General features: G+C 67.4%; 11 protein-coding genes. 7 read left to right on the top strand and 4 right to left on the bottom strand.

Annotated features, from left to right (window positions below; translation table 11 throughout):
* Positions 1–96: 96 nt before the first annotated feature.
* The 4 genes from ACEN9F_RS12995 (at position 97) to ACEN9F_RS12980 (ending at position 7758) form a co-directional block, all read left to right on the top strand.
* Positions 97–3876: a response regulator gene (locus ACEN9F_RS12995; protein WP_413420435.1), complete on the top strand. Its 3780-nt coding sequence runs from the start codon at positions 97–99 to the stop codon at positions 3874–3876.
* Positions 3873–4982, top strand: a complete 1110-nt coding sequence (locus tag ACEN9F_RS12990) for a two-component system response regulator (protein WP_413420434.1) — start codon at positions 3873–3875, stop codon at positions 4980–4982. The genes ACEN9F_RS12995 and ACEN9F_RS12990 overlap by 4 nt, the downstream gene beginning before the upstream one ends.
* Before the next feature lie 79 nt (positions 4983–5061).
* A complete protein-coding gene (locus ACEN9F_RS12985; RefSeq protein WP_413420433.1) occupies positions 5062–7293 on the top strand; it encodes an ATP-binding protein in 2232 nt (743 codons plus the stop codon).
* A gap of 9 nt (positions 7294–7302) precedes the next feature.
* On the top strand, positions 7303–7758 hold the full coding sequence (locus ACEN9F_RS12980; protein WP_413420432.1) for a response regulator: 456 nt from the start codon (positions 7303–7305) through the stop codon (positions 7756–7758).
* Here ACEN9F_RS12980 and ACEN9F_RS12975 read toward each other — a convergent pair.
* Positions 7745–9364: a response regulator gene (locus ACEN9F_RS12975; RefSeq protein WP_413420431.1), complete on the bottom strand. Its 1620-nt coding sequence runs from the start codon at positions 9362–9364 to the stop codon at positions 7745–7747. The genes ACEN9F_RS12980 and ACEN9F_RS12975 overlap by 14 nt on opposite strands.
* A gap of 141 nt (positions 9365–9505) precedes the next feature.
* Here ACEN9F_RS12975 and ACEN9F_RS12970 point away from each other — a divergent pair, with 141 nt between their 5' ends.
* The gene (locus ACEN9F_RS12970; protein WP_413420430.1) at positions 9506–10072 is read left to right on the top strand and encodes a biliverdin-producing heme oxygenase; all 567 of its coding nucleotides are present in this window, start codon (positions 9506–9508) and stop codon (positions 10070–10072) included.
* Here ACEN9F_RS12970 and ACEN9F_RS12965 read toward each other — a convergent pair.
* The 3 genes from ACEN9F_RS12965 to ACEN9F_RS12955 all read right to left on the bottom strand — a co-directional run bounded on the left by ACEN9F_RS12965 (position 10035) and on the right by ACEN9F_RS12955 (position 13958).
* Positions 10035–11156 carry a branched-chain amino acid ABC transporter substrate-binding protein gene (locus ACEN9F_RS12965; protein WP_413420429.1) on the bottom strand — a complete coding sequence of 374 codons (1122 nt, stop codon included), beginning with the start codon at positions 11154–11156 and terminating at the stop codon, positions 10035–10037. The genes ACEN9F_RS12970 and ACEN9F_RS12965 overlap by 38 nt on opposite strands.
* A 72-nt stretch (positions 11157–11228) precedes the next feature.
* Positions 11229–12062 carry a substrate-binding periplasmic protein gene (locus ACEN9F_RS12960; protein ID WP_413420428.1) on the bottom strand — a complete coding sequence of 278 codons (834 nt, stop codon included), beginning with the start codon at positions 12060–12062 and terminating at the stop codon, positions 11229–11231.
* Between the two features lie 60 nt (positions 12063–12122).
* Entirely contained in the window at positions 12123–13958 is a 1836-nt protein-coding gene (locus tag ACEN9F_RS12955) for a hypothetical protein (protein ID WP_413420427.1), read from the bottom strand.
* Between the two features lie 169 nt (positions 13959–14127).
* Between ACEN9F_RS12955 and ACEN9F_RS12950 the strand changes: the two genes are divergently transcribed.
* A complete protein-coding gene (locus tag ACEN9F_RS12950) occupies positions 14128–14481 on the top strand; it encodes a hypothetical protein (RefSeq protein ID WP_413420426.1) in 354 nt (117 codons plus the stop codon).
* 115 nt (positions 14482–14596) lie between these two features.
* Positions 14597–16219 (top strand): MFS transporter, encoded by a 1623-nt coding sequence (locus ACEN9F_RS12945; RefSeq protein WP_413420425.1) that lies wholly within the window; start codon positions 14597–14599, stop codon positions 16217–16219.
* Position 16220: the final 1 nt, after the last annotated feature.

The raw sequence follows: 16220 nt of genomic DNA, 5'->3' as shown, positions 1-16220 counted from the left end.
CCTGAAGTAAAACACAGAAACGCCCGGCGGGGAAGCGCTGGCCTGGAACTTTTCCGTTATAATTAATTGACAAATCTTCATGCTTCCCAGGGCGCCATGAACGGACACACCGACGGATCGACCATGCAGCCGGCGCCGCGCCAGCGCCGCCTGTTCAGCAAGCAGAATCTGCGCTGGGCCACGCTGGCGCTGGTGGTCGCCGTGGCTGCGGTGCTGATCCAGCGCCAGGTAGTGTTCCAGCAGCACGCCCGCGACCTGAAAGCCACCGCCGACGACATCACCCGCCAGATCCAGATCGACAGCACCGACGGCCGCGTGATGGGCGGCGCCATCCTCATGGGATTGGTGGAGGACAGCGTCAAGCTGCTGCTGGCCGGCGAGCTGGAACCCGATGCCTATCGGCTGCATGTGGACTTCGCCGCCGTGCTGGATCAATACGTCGCCGACACGGTGTTCGTGCTGGCCGGCGACGGCACCACCGTGGCTTACCTGAACAAGGAGGGCAAGGCCATCGGCGTCGGCCGCAACCTGCGCTATCGTCCTTACAGCCGGCGTGCGCTGGCCGGGCAGGCCAATGTGTACCCGGCGATCGGCAGCAATTCGCACGAACGCGGCCTGTATTTCGCGGCGCCTATCTACAGCGGCAACTCGCGCGATACGCCGATCGCCGGCGTCTACACGATCAAGATGCCGGCGGCGGAAATCGACCGCATCCTCGCGCGCACCAAGGACCCCGTGCTGCTGCTGTCGCCGGACGGCGTGGTGTTCGCCACCAACCGCAACGAGTGGCTGTTCACCATGGCCGGACAACTGACGCCTGTGCGCCGCGCGCAGTTGGAGAAGGACAAGCAGTTCGGCGAGCTGTTCGAGGGCCAGGGGCCGCTGGCGCTGCCGTTCGAACTTGGAGACGGCAAGCACACCAGCATCAAGGGCCGCACCTATGCGCTGGAGACCACCGACCTGACCTGGCCGGACGACGGCGGCCAGTGGCGCGTGGTGGTCATGCAGGACAAGAACGAGTGGCTCTCATTGTGGCATCAGCTGGTGCTGGCGGCGGCCTGCATGTTCGCCGTGTGGCTGCTGGCGATGGTGGTGACGGGGCGCACGCGCGCCGCCGAGAGCACGCGCCGGCTGCGCTTCGAGAACGAGCGCCGCATGCGCGAGATCACCAACAACCTGCCGGTGGCGGTGTACCAGTTCCAGATGGATGCGACGGGACAGCCGCGCTTCCGTTTCATGAGTCCCGCGATTACCGCGATCACCGGCCTGCAGGCCAGCGATGTGCTGGACGACGGCGCCATGCTGTTCGCCCTGCTCGATCCGGACGGCCGCGCGGGACTGCTGGCGCAGATCGCCGACAGCGCGCGCCAGCATTGGTCGATCCACCAGCGCGTGGAGTTCGGCGCGCAGGGCCTGACGGCGTCGCGCTGGGTCGACATCCATTGCACCTGCGTGCACCAGCATGCGGACGAGGAGGTCTGGAACGGCTACCTGGCCGATGTCACGGCCGAGCATACGGCGGCGCAGGCGCTGAACGCGGCCAAGCAGACGGCGGAGGAGGCGACGCGCAGCAAGTCGCTGTTCCTGGCGAATATGAGCCATGAGATCCGCACGCCGATGAACGCCATCATCGGCATGAGCCACCTGGCGCTGAAGACCGGCCTGACGCCGCGCCAGCACGACTACGTGCAGAAGATACAGCGTGCCGGCCAGCACCTGCTGGGCATCATCAACGACATCCTGGACTTCTCCAAGATCGAGGCCGACAAGCTGCAGGTCGAGAACCAGCCGTTCGAACTCGATCAGCTGCTGGAGAACCTGGCCACGCTGATCGGCGACAAGGTCGGCGCCAAGGGGCTGGAGCTGGTGTTCGACGTGGCGCCGGACGTGCCAACCTCGCTGGTGGGTGATTCGCTGCGGCTGGGCCAGATCCTGATCAACTACGCCAACAACGCCGTCAAGTTCACCGAGCACGGCGAGGTGGCGGTGACGGTGCGCGTGCAGAGCGCCGATGCGCAGCGCGTGCTGCTGCACTTCGCGGTGCGCGATACCGGCATCGGGCTGACGGAAGAGCAGATGCGCCAGTTGTTCCAGAGCTTCCAGCAGGCGGACGCCTCGACCACGCGCAAGTACGGCGGCACGGGACTGGGGCTGGCGATTTCCAAGAAACTGGCGCAGCTGATGGGCGGCGAGGTCGGCGTGGAAAGCGTGGTGGGCAAGGGCTCGACCTTCTGGTTCACCGCGCACCTGGACGTCGGCCAGGGCGAGCGGCACGCGCTGCTGCCGTCGCCCGATCTGCGCGGCCGCCGCCTGCTGGTGGTGGATGACAACGACAGCTCGCGCATGGTGATCGCGGAGCTGCTGCGCAGCATGCGCTTCGACGTGAGCACGGCGTCTTCCGGCGCCGAGGCGATCGCGCTGGTGAGCGACGCGGCCGCGGTCGGCGCGCCGGTGGAGGCGGTGCTGCTGGACTGGCAGATGCCGGGCATGAGCGGTATCGATGCGGCGGCCGGCATCCGCGCGCTGGCGCTGGATCCGGCGCCGCGCCTGATGATGGTGACCGCCTACGGCCGCGAGGAAGTGGCGCAGCAGGCGCGCAACGCGGGCATCGACGACCTGCTGATCAAGCCCGTCAACGCCTCGGTGCTGCTGAATACCCTGATACGTTTGCTGGGCGGCGTGGTCGATGACGGCATGCCCCCGCGCGCGGCGGCGGTCAGCACGCTGGATGCGCTGGCGACGATACACGGCGCGCGCGTGCTGCTGGCCGAGGACAATGAGCTGAACCAGCAGGTGGCGGCCGAGCTGCTGGCCGATGCCGGCATGGTGGTGGACATCGCCGGCAACGGCGTGGAGGCGGTGGCGATGGCGCAGCGCGCGCCGTACGACATCGTGCTGATGGATATGCAGATGCCGGAGATGGACGGCGTGGAAGCGACCCGCGCCCTGCGCGCGATAGCGTCGCTGGACGCGCTGCCGGTGGTGGCGATGACCGCCAACGCCATGCAGGCCGACCGCGACCTGTGCACGCAGGCCGGCATGGTGGACTTCGTCACCAAGCCGATCGAGCCGGATGACCTGTGGCGCGCGCTGCTGCGCTGGATACCCGCGCGCCACGCGGCGTTGCAGGAAAGCGCCACGGCGGCCGGGGCGGGCATCGCCGCCGATGGCTCGGATGGCGCGAGGGGCGGCGCCGCGGGCGTGGGCCGCCCGGGCGCGGCCGCCGCAACCGATGCGGACGTCGACGGCTTCCCGCAAGCGATTCCCGGACTGGACATGGTGGCCGGCCTGCGCCGCGTGCTGGGCAAGCAGCCGCGGTACCTGGCGATGCTGCGCGGCTTCGTCGCCAACCAGTCCAACGCCGTGCAGCAGATCGCCGCGCTGATCGCCGCCGGCGACCGTGCCGGCGCCGAACGAGGAGCGCACACGCTCAAGGGCCTGTCCGGCAACATCGGCGCCAACGCCTTGCAATTCCTGGCCGGCGAAGTGGAGCATGCCTTGACGCCCGCCGTGGTCGGCGACACCGGCCCGGTCGCGCTGTCGGCCAGGCTCGCGCCGCAACTGGCGCAGCTGGAGGCCGCGCTGGCGACGCAAGTGGCGGCGATCACCGCCCACCTGCCGGCGGAAGCGGCGCTGGCCGTGGTGGAAGTCGATCCCGAGCAGCGCGACGCCGTGGTGCGCGAACTGGCCGCCCTGCTGGCCGACGACGACGCCAGCGCCGAACGCGTCCTGATAGAACATGGCGCGCTGCTCTCGGCAGCGTTCCCGCAACACTACCGCAAGCTGGAGCAGGCCGTCGGCGACTTCGACATGGAACGGGCGCTCGCCATCCTCCACAGCGCGACCGATATCCTATCCAACGAGACCGCACAATGAACGAAGCGCTACGCAAACCTGTGATCCTGGTGGTCGACGACACACCGGAAAACCTGCACCTGATGAACGACCTGCTGTCGGAGGACTACACGGTCAAGGTAGCGCCCAGCGGCGCCCGCGCGCTGAAGATCGCCCACGGCGAACGCGCGCCGGACCTGATCCTGCTGGACGTGATGATGCCGGAAATGGATGGCTACGAAGTATGCCGCCTGCTGAAGGCCGATCCCACCACCGTCGATATTCCGGTGATCTTCCTGACCGCGAAAACGGAAGTGGAGGATGAGCAGCACGGTTTCGACCTCGGCGCGGTGGACTACATCACCAAGCCTATCAGCCCGCCCATCGTGCTGGCGCGCGTGCACACGCATCTGACGCTGAAGGCGTCGGCCGACTTCCTGCGCGATAAGAACGCCTTCCTGGAGCAGGAGATCGACCGCCGCACCGACGAGGTGCGCGCGCTGCAGGACGTCACCATCCTGACCATGGCTTCGCTGGCGGAGACGCGCGACAACGACACCGGCAACCACATCCTGCGCACGCAGTACTACGTCAAGGTGCTGGCCGAGCATCTGAAGGATCATCCGCGCTTCGCCGCGACGATGACGCCGCGCTACATCGAACTGCTGTTCAAGTCCGCGCCGCTGCACGACATCGGCAAGGTCGGCATCCCGGACCGCATCCTGCTCAAGCCGGGCAAGCTGGATCCAGACGAGTTCGAGATCATGAAGACCCATACCACGCTGGGCCGCGACGCCATCGTCCAGGCCGAGCAGCGGCTGGGCGTGAGCGTGCCGTTCCTGGAGACGGCCAAGGAGATCAGTTATTCGCACCAGGAGAAATGGGACGGCAGCGGCTATCCCGAGGGCTTGAGCGGCGAGGCGATTCCGCTGTCGGCGCGCCTGATGGCGGTGGCCGACGTCTATGATGCGCTGATCTGCCGCCGCGTCTACAAGGCGGCCAAGACCCACGAGCAGGCGGTGGCCATCATGGCCGAGGGCTGCGGCAGCCACTTCGACCCCGACGTCTACGACGCCTTCATGCAGCTGCAGCCGGAGTTCCGGGCCATCGCCGCCCGCTATGTGGACAAGGATGAAGACCCGCATTGATTTGTGCGTCATGAAATCCGCCCAATTGGTAGCATAGGGTTTTCCCAACCCGGGTGTGATAGACGCGCCCCTGCCAACCATGCCACAGGCCAGCATAGCCGAAGAAATAGCGACCTGCGACAGCGAGCCGATACGCACGCCCGGCAGCATCCAGCCGCACGGCTTCCTGCTCGCGCTTGATCCGCAAATGGACGTGGTGCAGGTCAGCGACAATCTGGCGCAGTTCACCGGTGTTTCGCCGGAGCAGTCGCTCGGCCGCCCGCTGGCCGACATCATCGGCGACCGCGCGGCCGCCGCGCTGGCGGCTGGACTGCGCGGCGGCCAGTTGCGCGAGCGTCCGGCCTATATCGCCACCGTCCACCTGGAAGGCGCATCCTTCGACGTACTGGCCCATGCCTACGACGCCCTGTTGATGCTGGAGTTCGAGCCGGTGCGCGGCGGTCAGGCGGCCGACGTGCAGCAGCTCTATCCGCTGGTCGGCGATTTCCTCAACAAGATCAGCGAAGCCGATTCCATCGTCGAGCTGAGCCAGCTGGCCGCCGACGAGATCCGCGCGCTGACCGGCTTTGGCCGGGTGCTGGTCTACAGCTTCGACGAGGAGGGCCACGGCAGCGTGCTGGCCGAATGCCTGGCCGATGGCTACGACAGCTATCTCGGACAGCGCTTCCCGGCCAGCGACATTCCGCGCCAGGCGCGCGAGCTGTATGTGCTGAACCGCATCCGCCTGATCCAGGACGCCAACTACACGCCGGCGCGGCTGGTGCCGCCCGAGAACCCGCTCAGCGGCAAGGCCAACGACTTGTCGTTCGCGGCGCTGCGCAGCGTCTCGCCGGTGCACCTGCAATACATGCGCAACATGGGCACGATGGCCTCGATGTCGGTGTCGCTGATCGTCAAGGGCAAGCTGTGGGGACTGATCTCCTGCCATGACGCCGAACCGCGCCTGGTCGGCTTCCACCAGCGCACCGTGTGCGAGCAGCTGGGCCAGATCCTGGCGCTGCACATCAAGAGCCGCACCGACGCCGACGAGCTGCAGTTCCGGCTCGAAGTGAGGAGGGTGATGGTCGGCCTGCTGGGCGGGTTGACGCAGGGCGCGGACTTCATCGAGAACCTGCGCAGCGTGCTGCCCGAGCTGCTGCGCTTTGCGCGCGCCGGCGGCGTCGCCATCGTGGTGGACGATCGCCTGACCACTTTCGGCTACACGCCCGACGAGGAACAGGTCCGCGCGCTGGTGGACTGGCTGAGCGCCAACGTCCGCGACGATCTGTTCCATAGTGCCTGCCTGAGCGAGCGCTATGCGCCGGCCGAAGCGTTTACCGCCTGCGCCAGCGGCCTGCTGGCGATGCCGATCTCGCGCATCCACCAGCACTACCTGCTGTGGTTCCGCCCCGAGCACGTGTACACCATCGACTGGGCCGGACGCCCGGATGGCAAGCGGCAATCTCCCGCGGCGCAACTGAGCCCGCGCACCAGCTTCCATATCTGGCGCGAGACCATCCACGGCGCCAGCGCGCCGTGGCATGAGGGCGAGCTGGAACTGGCGCTGGAGTTCCGCACCGCGCTGCTGGGCATCGCGCTGGAGCGCGCCGAGCAGATGGCCGACCTGGCCGAGGAGCTGGGCCGTGCCAACAAGGAGCTGGAGGCGTTTTCGTATTCGGTGTCGCACGACCTGCGCGCGCCGCTGCGCCACATCGTCGGCTTTTCCGACCTGCTGATGGAAGTCGCCGGCAGCGACAACCCGGAACGGCGCCAGCGCTTCCTGGCCAACATCAAGGACTCGGCGCGGCTGGCCGGAAAACTGGTGGACGACCTGTTGAGTTTTTCGCAGATGGGACGGGCGGCGCTGCGGCCTATCCGCATCCGCATGGACGACCTGGTGCGCGGCTGCATCGACAAGCTGGGGCCGGACCTGGCCGCGCGCCGCATCGACTGGCGCGTGGAGCCGCTGCCGCAGGTGACCGCCGATCCAGCCTTCCTGCAACTGGCGCTGTACAACCTGCTGTCGAACGCGGCCAAGTTCACCGCGCAGAGCGAGCCGGCGGTGATCCGCGTCAGCAGCGAGCGGCTGGACGGCGAGACCGTGTTCCACATCGCCGACAACGGCGTCGGCTTCAACATGGAGTATGCGCACAAGCTGTTCGGCGTATTCCAGCGCCTGCACCGGATGGAGGATTTCCAGGGCACCGGCATCGGCCTGGCCAATGTGCGCCGCATCGTCGAGCGCCATGGCGGCCGAGTGTGGGCCGATTCCACGCTGGGCGAGGGCGCGACCTTCTCGTTTTCCATCCCCGATCCAACCGATACCGCTTAAGGCACGACCATGTTAAAGCCCATCCTGCTGGTGGAAGACAATCCCAACGATCTGGAGCTGACGCTGATCGCGCTGGAACGCAGCCAGCTGGCCAACGAGGTGGTGGTCGTGCGCGACGGCGCCGACGCGCTGGACTACCTGCACGCGCGCGGCCCATACGCCAGCCGCGAGCAGGGCAATCCGGCCGTGGTGCTGCTGGACCTGAAGCTGCCCAAGGTGGACGGCATGGAGGTGCTGGCCGAGATCCGCGGCAATCCCGCGCTGAAGAGCATTCCGGTGGTGATGCTGACCTCTTCGAAGGAAGAGCAGGACCTGATACGCAGCTATGAACTGGGCGTCAACGCCTATGTGGTCAAGCCGGTCGATTTCACGGAGTTCGTGCGGGCCATCGCCGACCTGGGGATCTTCTGGGCGGTGCTCAACGAGCCGCCGCCGGGATCGCAGCGCTACATCAAGCCACGCTAGCGGCGCTGCCTTGGCGCAGCAGGTGACGGATGTGCGCGCACAGGACCTCCGGGGTATAGGGTTTCTGCAGCAGGTGCACGCCCAGCGGCAGCTTGCCGTCGTGCGACAGCACGCCCTCCGCGTAGCCGGAGGTGAACAGGATCTTCGCGTTCGGCTGTTTGCGGCGTACCAGCTCGCTCAATTCCAGGCTGCTGACGCGGCCCGGCATGATGACGTCGGTGAACAGCAGGTCGATCTCGACGCCGCCCTCGATCAGATGCGTGGCGTGTTCCGCATTGGCGCTGCAGAGCACTTGGTAGCCCAGCGCCGACAGCAGGTCGACGGTCGCGGTGCGCACCGCTTCCTCGTCTTCCACCACCAGGATGGTTTCCACGCCGCCGGTCAGGGCCGGCGTCGGCGTCGGCGCTTCCGCCGCTGCCGGCGCCTGGCTGCGGCGCAGGTAGATCTGCACGCAGGTGCCTTCGCCCACCTTGCTCTTCAGCGCGATCTCGCCGCCGGACTGCTTGACGAAGCCGTAGGCCATGCTCAGTCCCAGCCCCGTGCCCTGGCCGGTCGGCTTGGTGGTGAAGAAGGGTTCGAAGGCGCGCAGCATCACGTCCTCCGGCATACCGGCGCCGGTGTCGGCGATTTCGATCAGCACATAGTCACAGGTGCCGTCGCCGATGTGACCCAGCTGCGGCGAGCCGGCCACCAGGTTGCGGGCGCGGATGGTCAGCGTGCCGTCGCCGTTCATGGCATCGCGGGCGTTGATGGCCAGGTTGAGAATGACGTTGTTCAGGCCACTGGTGTCGACATCGGTGTTCCACAGCTGCGGCGCGATATCGGTTTCCACACTGGCGCGCGGGCCGAGCACACGGCGCAGCATGTCGTCCATGTCGGCCAGCACCGGCGTCAGGTTGACCACCGCGCTTTGCAGCGGCTGGCGGCGCGCGAACGCCAGCAGGTGCGCCGCCAGCCGCGCGCCGCGCTCGACGCCGTTGAGCGCGTTCTCGATGCGCGCCTTGCCTTGCGCGTTGACGTCGCCCACCAGTTGCAGCAGGTGCAGGTTGCCGCTGATGATCTGCAGCACGTTGTTGAAGTCATGCGCGACGCCGCCGGTCAGCTGGCCGATCGCTTCCATCTTCTGGGCCTGGTGCAGGGCCGCCTGGCTGACGCGCAGTTCCTCCTCGCGCGCGCGCAGTTCGCGGAAGGCGGCGTCGCGCTGCTGCAGCGTCAGGTAGGCCGCACTGTGATAACGGATCCGCGCTTCCAGCTCGCGCGCTTCGGGCCACTTGACCAGGTAGTCGTTGGCCCCCAGGCCGAAGGCCTGCGCCTTGATGTCGGCGTCGTCTTCGGACGACAGCAGGACGATGGGCACGTGCTCGGTATGCGGATCCGCGCGCAGCATGCGGATCACGTCGAAGCCGTCGGCGCCGGGCATGCGCAGGTCGACCAGCACCACGGTGGCATCGCTCTCCTGGCACAGAGCCACGGCCTGTTCCGCGCGGCTGTCATAGCGCAGCCGGATGCCGGGCTGGCGCGTCATGTGATAGCCGATCAGGTCTTCGGCCATCGCTTCATCGTCGATCAGCAGGACGGAACACTTTTGTGATTGGGTTTCGTTCATAGGCTCTCGGTAGCTATAGTCGATAAAATTCTAACCGAGCGAGTTTGATGTGGAGCGCACGGATGCCTGCCGTGCGCGCGCTAGCGCACGTATGTGTAAAATCGGCATACATACTTGAATCTGGGAACCGTTTTGGATGTATTGACGGCATTGAGGCAGGCCACCGCGCGACAGCATGCCGAATTGGACACGCGCACGCCGCTAGCGGCAGCGGCGCCGGACCTGCGCGCCTATCACGATCATCTGCGCCTGCTGGAGGCGTGGCTGGCGCCGGTACAGCGCTGGCTTGACGGCCACGGCCCGCAGTCCGAACCGGCGCGGCGCGATTATCTCAGCCTGCTGCGCGCCGACCTGGCGCATCCGGCGCTGGCCGGCATGCCGGCGCCCGCGCAGGCGGCCGATACCGATTGGCCCGGTCAGGCCAGCGAGGCTTACCGCTGGGGCGTGTCGTATGTGATCGAGGGATCGCAGCTGGGGGGCGCGGTGCTGTACAAGCGCCTGGCGGAGCGGCTGGCGCCGCATCCGCTGGACTATCTGCGCGGCGAGGGTTCTCCCGGTCCGCGCTGGCAGCAGTTCATCGCCGCCTTGCGCGGCGCCGTGACCACGGCGCCGCAGATCGAGGACGCTTGCCGGGGCGCCCGGCAAGCCTTCGACAGTCTTATTTCGCTACTTAATAGCTGGTCAGCGGAACCGGCTGGCCGGCCTTGAAGGTGAAGATGGTCACCGGCGATTGCTTCATGTCGCCGCGCGCGTCGAACGCGTAGGTGCCCGCCACGCCCTGGTAGGAACCGGCGCCGATGACCGCTTGCACCTTCTGCGCATCGATCGAATTCGCCTTCTGCATCGCCTGCGCGTACAGCATGGTGGCATCGTAGTAAGCGGCCGCGTAGACGTCCGGCTCCTGCTTGTAGCGCGCCTTGAACTTGGCCTTGAAGGCCGGGCCGCTGGAGGCTTTCTCCAGGATGCCGCCGCCCTGCGAGCAGAGGACGTTGTCGCCCACGGCGTCGCCGCCCAGCTTGCCCATTTCAGCGGTGCAGATGGTGTCGCCGCCCAGCAGCTTGGCGGTGATGCCCAGCTGCTTCATCTGGCGCACCATCGGCGCCGCCTGCGGCGCATAGCCGCCGAAGAAGATCGCTTCGACCTTCTTGGTTTTCAGCTTGGTCAGGATGGAGGTGAAGTCGAACGCCTTGTCGTTGGTGAACTCGTGGCCGGCCACGGTCATGCCGGCGGCCTTGGCCTGCTTCTTGAATTCTTCCGCCACGCCCTGGCCGAAGGCCGTGCGGTCGTCGATCACGGCGACGTTTTTCAGCTTCAGCTCGTGGGCCGCGTACAGCGCCATCTTGGAGCCCAGCTGGGAGTCGCTGGCGTTGACGCGGAACAGGCCCTTGTAGCCCTGCTGCGTGATCTTCGGATTGGTGGCGACGGTGGCCACCAGCGCGCCGGCGTCGTTGTAGGCGCGCGAGGCGGGAATCGCCACGCCCGAGTTGTACGGGCCGACCACGTATTTGACGCCGGCATCGACCAGCTTCTGGGCGGCGGCGACGCCGGCCTTCGGATCGCCCTGGTCGTCCTCGGACAGCAGTTCGAATTTCAGCTTCTTGCCGGCCACGGTGATCGGCTTGGCGTTGAGCTCCTCCACCGCCAGGCGGGCGCCGTTTTCGTTGTCCTTGCCGGAAAACGCCTGGGCGCCGGACAGCGGGCCGCTATGGCCGATTTTGACGACGGTGTCCTGCGCGTGGGCGCCGGCGGCGGCCAGCAGCGCCAGGGCGGCGGCGGTATGCTTCAATTTCATGCGGTCTCCTGATAGGGATGGTTGCTGTGATTACGATGCGGATGCCGTGATTATCGCCAAAAACGCAAAATATTATCGTGCGACTTGGCCCTCCAAACGGGCGCCGTTCAGAATTAAATTCGGTGGCCGCTGCTGGATGCGGGCCAGCGCGGCGTTGATGCGGTCGATGATGCCGTCGTCCCTGCCACGGGCGATGGCGAAAAACTGGTGGGTGTCGTTGGCCACCGGCTTGGGCAGCACGCTGTAGCCGGCGTTGGCGGCGGCGCCGATGGCGCGCAGGCGCGGCGCCATGAAGGCGGCGATTTCAGCCTCCACGTCCTTGGCGCTCTGGGTGCTGGGCTGGAACAGCAGGATGGCGTCGACCCGCTTGAGCATCAGGCGGGTGAGTCGGGTGCCGCGCGAGGAGATGTCGTCTTCGGTGCGAAACAGCTTGCCGCGCGCGTTGTCGAATTCCTCGCCGTAGCTGTAGCCGCGCACGATGCCCAGCGTCTTGCCGCGCAGGTCTTCCAGCGTATTGAAGTCGAAGGTGGCGTCGCTGCGGGTCACCAGCCATAGGGTGCGGTGGGAGGCCGCCTCGGAATAGCGCAGCGCGCGCAGGCGGTCGGCGGTTTTCGGCAGGCCGTAAATCAAGCCGCCGCCCTCCAGTGCATAGCGCTCGGCGCGCGCCCAGGGATACATGCGCAGCTCGAACGCCACGCCCAGCTCGCGCTCCAGCGCATCGAACAGTTTGCGCTTGGCGCCGGTGACGGGACGGGGCTTGCCTTGCTCGTCGAGCGTGTCGCCGACCAGCAGCGGTATTGTCTGTGGCCCGGCAGCCGCATGCGGCGCCGACGCGCCGCATAGCACCAGCGCGAGCAGGATGCCCGGCATAGTCCATCGTGGCAGCAGCGGCTTGAATGTGAACATGGTCCCGATTATTGCAGAAATCCAGAACCATGTTGACAAAAACCGAACTGGTTGTTGTCTTTACGGACCGTTGCCGATGCCACGGGCACGGGCCGCCGCGCCGACCGCGGCTACCCTGGGGATGCCGCCGGCCGCCGTCTGGGCGGCGCGGGCGTTGGCGCCCAGGATGGCCGGATCGTTAATGTTGTAGGCGGCGATGGCGGCGGCCAGTGCCGGGTTGGCGCGCAACGGATCGGTCGGTGCCCGCGCGGCCGCCTGGGCGGCGGCGGCTTGCGCAGCAGCGGTCTGCTCGGCGGCGTTCTGCGTGGCGGTATTCTGGGCGGCGGAGGCCTGGGCGGTGGCACTCTGCGCCGCCGCATTTTGAGCGGCGGCGGCCTGCTGGGCTGCCGCAGCCTGCTGGGCGGCGTTGGCCGCTGCTATCGCCTGTTGCGCCGCATTCGCGGCGGCGGCGTTGGCGGCGGCCAGGTTGTTGGCGGTAGCCTGCGCGGCGCTGGCCTGTTGCGCGACGACGGCGGCTGCGGCGTTGGCCGCCTCCGGCGTGGCGGCGCTGGCCTGCGCGGCGCGCGCCTGCGCCAGCGCCGCGTTGGCGGCGGCGTTTTGCGCGGCCAGTGCGTCGGCCGCGCTCTGGGCCGCTTGCGCTTGCGCCGATGCGGCGGCGGCGGCGGCACTGGCGGCGGTCACGCTGGCCGCGACGCTTTGCGCCTGGTTGGCGTTGGACTGGTTGGCCGCTGCGGTGGCGGCGGCGTTCTGCGCGACTGCGGCCTGCGACGCCGCTTGCGTGCTGGCCGCCGTCGCCGCGCCCAAGCCGGATGCCGATTCCTGCCGCGCCGCCTGTGCCGCCGCCGTGGCGCGCGCGGCGTCGGCGGTCGATTGCGCGGCGCCGGCGTTCTGGGCCTCGTCCGTCGCCTGCGTCTCGCCGCCGGCCTGCGCGGCCTGTTGCGCCTGCGCCGTCGGCGTGGCCTGGGTTGCCTGTGCCGATGGCGTATTCGCCGCATTGCCGGCCTGCGCCGCCTCGGCATTCCGCGCGGCGATGACGTCGGCGGTGGAGGCCTGCAGCGGATTGACGATAGGCGAGGGCGTCGAAGGGCTCTGCGTGCCGGCCGGCTGTTCCAGCGCCGCGCGCTGCTGCGCCAGCCGGTCGGCGCCGGTGGCCGGCAGCGGCAGCTGGGCCAGCGTCTCGATCTCCGCGCGCGCCAGGTCCAGCCGGGCGTTGGCGGCGAGATCGGCCGGCGTCAACGCGAATTGCTGCGCACTGCCGAGCGCAGGCAGGTTGGCGCTGCCGGCGGCGCTGAGCTGCTCGGCAAACCGCGTCGCCAGTGTGCTGAAGGTGTCGAGCGTGTTTTGCAGCGTCGACGTGGTGCCCTGGTCATCGGTGTTGAAGGCGGCCCGCAGCACCTCGTTGTCCAGCGACAGCCCGCCGGTCGCATCGGACAGCAGCGGCGGCTGCAAGGTCAGGCCGATCCGCGCAAGATTCTGCTGCGGGGTGGTGGCGTTGTCGGTGGCGGTCTGTTGCGTCAGGCTTTGCACCAGGTTGTTGAGCAGCGTCGTGTTTTGCTGTTGAGCCTGGTTGAAATCCACGCCGGGCAGCAGGTTGAACGCGTTCACCACATTTTGCGTGGCTTCATTCAAGGTGGCCGCGCGGTCGGCGGTCTCCTGTGGATTGGCGCCGTTGGCTATAGCGGTTTGCAACTGTGTCAGTTGCTGCTGCGACTGGGACACTGTCAGCAGGAAACTCGCCACGGGGGACAAGTCTATCGTCACGGAGGCGGGCGCCGGGGCGTCGAGGGCGGAGCCCACGGCAGTCACGGTCGCGCTGTCGACCGGCGCGGTTTCGCTGGTGGGCGTAACGACAGGAAACTGCGGCGCCGACAGCGCGGTCGATGAAATGGGAAACATGCCGCTCTCCAGAAACTGTATTGTAACGAGCACAGCATCCTCCTGTACGCCGCTCCCGTCCGTGTGCCAGTTCACATAGCGGCGCTTTGTTAGTTTCCGCACGGTCAGGTACGGCTGATGGGCCTATCGTCGTGCTGGCAGTTCTTACCAACACACGAGAGGAACCATCATGGAAAACAGCATCGACAGCAAACTCAACACTACCCGCGACGGCGTCACCCAGATCGGCAAGGACCTGCGCGCCGACGCGCACGCGGCGATCGACAAGGTCGCCGACAAGGTGCCGCCGGCCGCCGACCGCCTGGCCGCCAGCGCCCACACCGGCGTCGACAAGGTCGCCGACACCGTGGAAACCACGTCCGACCGCCTGGTCGCGCGCGGCAAGCAAGTGGCGCAAAGCTATAACAAGCTGGCCGAATCGGGCCGCAGCCATGTGCGCGCCAGTCCCGCCATCTCGGTGCTGATCGCCGCCGCCGCAGGCTACGGCATCTCCAAGCTGCTGAGCGCGCGCAGCGGCAAGTAACAACCATCCCGGGGCGCGGCGCCGCCCCCCTCCTTAGGCCAGTCCTTAAAGTATTTAACTCTGCCGTGCGGAGTGGTATGCTCGCTATACCATTGTTTTACAGGACAGGCTGAAGATGGACGTGTACGCCCCCCAGGTTTGGCTGCCGCATGAACGCCCCACCTTGCCGGGCTCCCCGTCCACGCCGCTGCACACGGCCGAGCGCCGCATCGCCTACCTGGTGGTCGGCTTCATCGTCGCCATCACCGGCGGCCTGGGTAACGCGCTGGTGTCGGTCAACCTGCCGTATCTGCAAGGCTCGCTCGGCGTGTACTCGGCCGAGATCCAATGGCTGCCGGCCGCCTATGTGATGGCCAACGTCTCCATGAATCTGCTGCTGGTCAAGTTCCGCCAGCAGTACGGTTTGCGGCTGTTCACGGAACTCTTCCTGGTACTGTATGCGGTGGCCACCGTGGCCCACTTGTTCGTGCACGGCCTGGCCTCGGCCATCGCGGTGCGCGCGGCGCACGGCATGAGCGGCGCGGCGCTGACCACGCTCGGCTTGTACTACACGCTGCAGGCGTTTCCGGCGCAGCACCGGCTCAAGGCGGTGGTGTTCGGCATCGGCTTCTCGCAGCTGGCGGTGCCGATGGCGCGGCTGTTCTCGTCCGAGCTGATGGAGTTCGGCGAATGGCGCGGCCTGTACTTCTTCGAGCTGGGGCTGGCGCTGGTGTCGCTGGCCTGCGTGCTGTTCCTCAAGCTGCCGCCGGGCGACCGCGTCAAGGCTTTCGAGAAAATGGACTTCCTGACGTTCGCGCTGTTCGCGCCGGGCGTGGCGCTGCTGTCGGCGGTGCTGGCGCTGGGCCGCACCGTGTGGTGGCTGGAGTCGCGCTGGCTGGGCTACAGCCTGGCCGGCGCCATCGTGCTGATCGCCGGCGCGCTGCTGATCGAGCATAACCGCGCGCGGCCGCTGCTCAACACGCGCTGGCTCACCAACGCCAACATCGCGCGGCTGGCCATGTCGGTGCTGCTGATCCGCGTGGTGCAGTCGGAGGCCAGCGGCACGGTGGGCTTCCTGCAGGCGCTGGGCCTGCAGAACGACCAGATGATGATCTTGTGGTGGGTCGTGATGCTGGGCGCCATCGCCGGCATGACGGTCAGCGCGCTGACGATCACGCCGGCGCGGATTCCGGCGCAGCTGATGTTCTCGCTGGCGGTGATGGCGATCGGCGCCTACATGGATTCGGATGCGACCAATCTGACGCGGCCATCGGACCTTTACCTGAGCCAGTTCCTACTGGGCTTCGGCGGCGCCTTCTTCATCGGGCCGACCTTTGTCTCGGGCTTCGGCGCGGTGATCGCGGCGCCGAACAACCTGGTCAGCTTCTCGGTCATGTTCAGCATCACGCAGACGCTGGGGAGCCTGATCGGCACGGCGCTGGTGGGCACCTTCCAGGTGGTGCGCGAGAAGTACCATTCGAGCATCCTGGTCGATAACCTGAGCGCGCTGTATCCGCAGGTGGCGGCGCGCATCCAGTCGGGCGGCCTGGGCAACCTGGGGGCGGTCGCCACGCGCGAGGCCAACATCCTCGCCTACAACGATGTGTTCCTGATGATCACCCTGGTGGCCTTGCTGACGCTGGCGTGGATGCTGGCGCGCTACCTGTGGGATTTGTGTGTTGTCTGCCAGCCCAAGCCCGCGCACAATGCGCAGACCGGCATGGCCAATGTCTCCCTCAATAACTCCGGATCGCGCTGAA

The sequence above is a fragment of the Duganella sp. CT11-25 genome, assembly GCF_047302815.1.
Classification (GTDB): domain Bacteria; phylum Pseudomonadota; class Gammaproteobacteria; order Burkholderiales; family Burkholderiaceae_D; genus Rugamonas.
Note: the sequence above shows the minus strand (reverse complement) of the source record. Positions and strands in the feature narration are given on the sequence as shown.

Excerpts from the sequence above, each read along its gene's own strand:
- ACEN9F_RS12975 (WP_413420431.1), bottom strand. The coding sequence starts at position 9,364 with ATGAACGAAACCCAATCACAAAAGTGTTCCGTCCTGCTGATCGACGAT.
- ACEN9F_RS12980 (WP_413420432.1), top strand. The coding sequence starts at position 7,303 with ATGTTAAAGCCCATCCTGCTGGTGGAAGACAATCCCAACGATCTGGAG.
- ACEN9F_RS12950 (WP_413420426.1), top strand. The coding sequence starts at position 14,128 with ATGGAAAACAGCATCGACAGCAAACTCAACACTACCCGCGACGGCGTC.
- ACEN9F_RS12965 (WP_413420429.1), bottom strand. The coding sequence starts at position 11,156 with ATGAAATTGAAGCATACCGCCGCCGCCCTGGCGCTGCTGGCCGCCGCC.
- ACEN9F_RS12985 (WP_413420433.1), top strand. The coding sequence starts at position 5,062 with ATGCCACAGGCCAGCATAGCCGAAGAAATAGCGACCTGCGACAGCGAG.
- ACEN9F_RS12990 (WP_413420434.1), top strand. The coding sequence starts at position 3,873 with ATGAACGAAGCGCTACGCAAACCTGTGATCCTGGTGGTCGACGACACA.
- ACEN9F_RS12945 (WP_413420425.1), top strand. The coding sequence starts at position 14,597 with ATGGACGTGTACGCCCCCCAGGTTTGGCTGCCGCATGAACGCCCCACC.
- ACEN9F_RS12960 (WP_413420428.1), bottom strand. The coding sequence starts at position 12,062 with ATGTTCACATTCAAGCCGCTGCTGCCACGATGGACTATGCCGGGCATC.
- ACEN9F_RS12955 (WP_413420427.1), bottom strand. The coding sequence starts at position 13,958 with ATGTTTCCCATTTCATCGACCGCGCTGTCGGCGCCGCAGTTTCCTGTC.
- ACEN9F_RS12995 (WP_413420435.1), top strand. The coding sequence starts at position 97 with ATGAACGGACACACCGACGGATCGACCATGCAGCCGGCGCCGCGCCAG.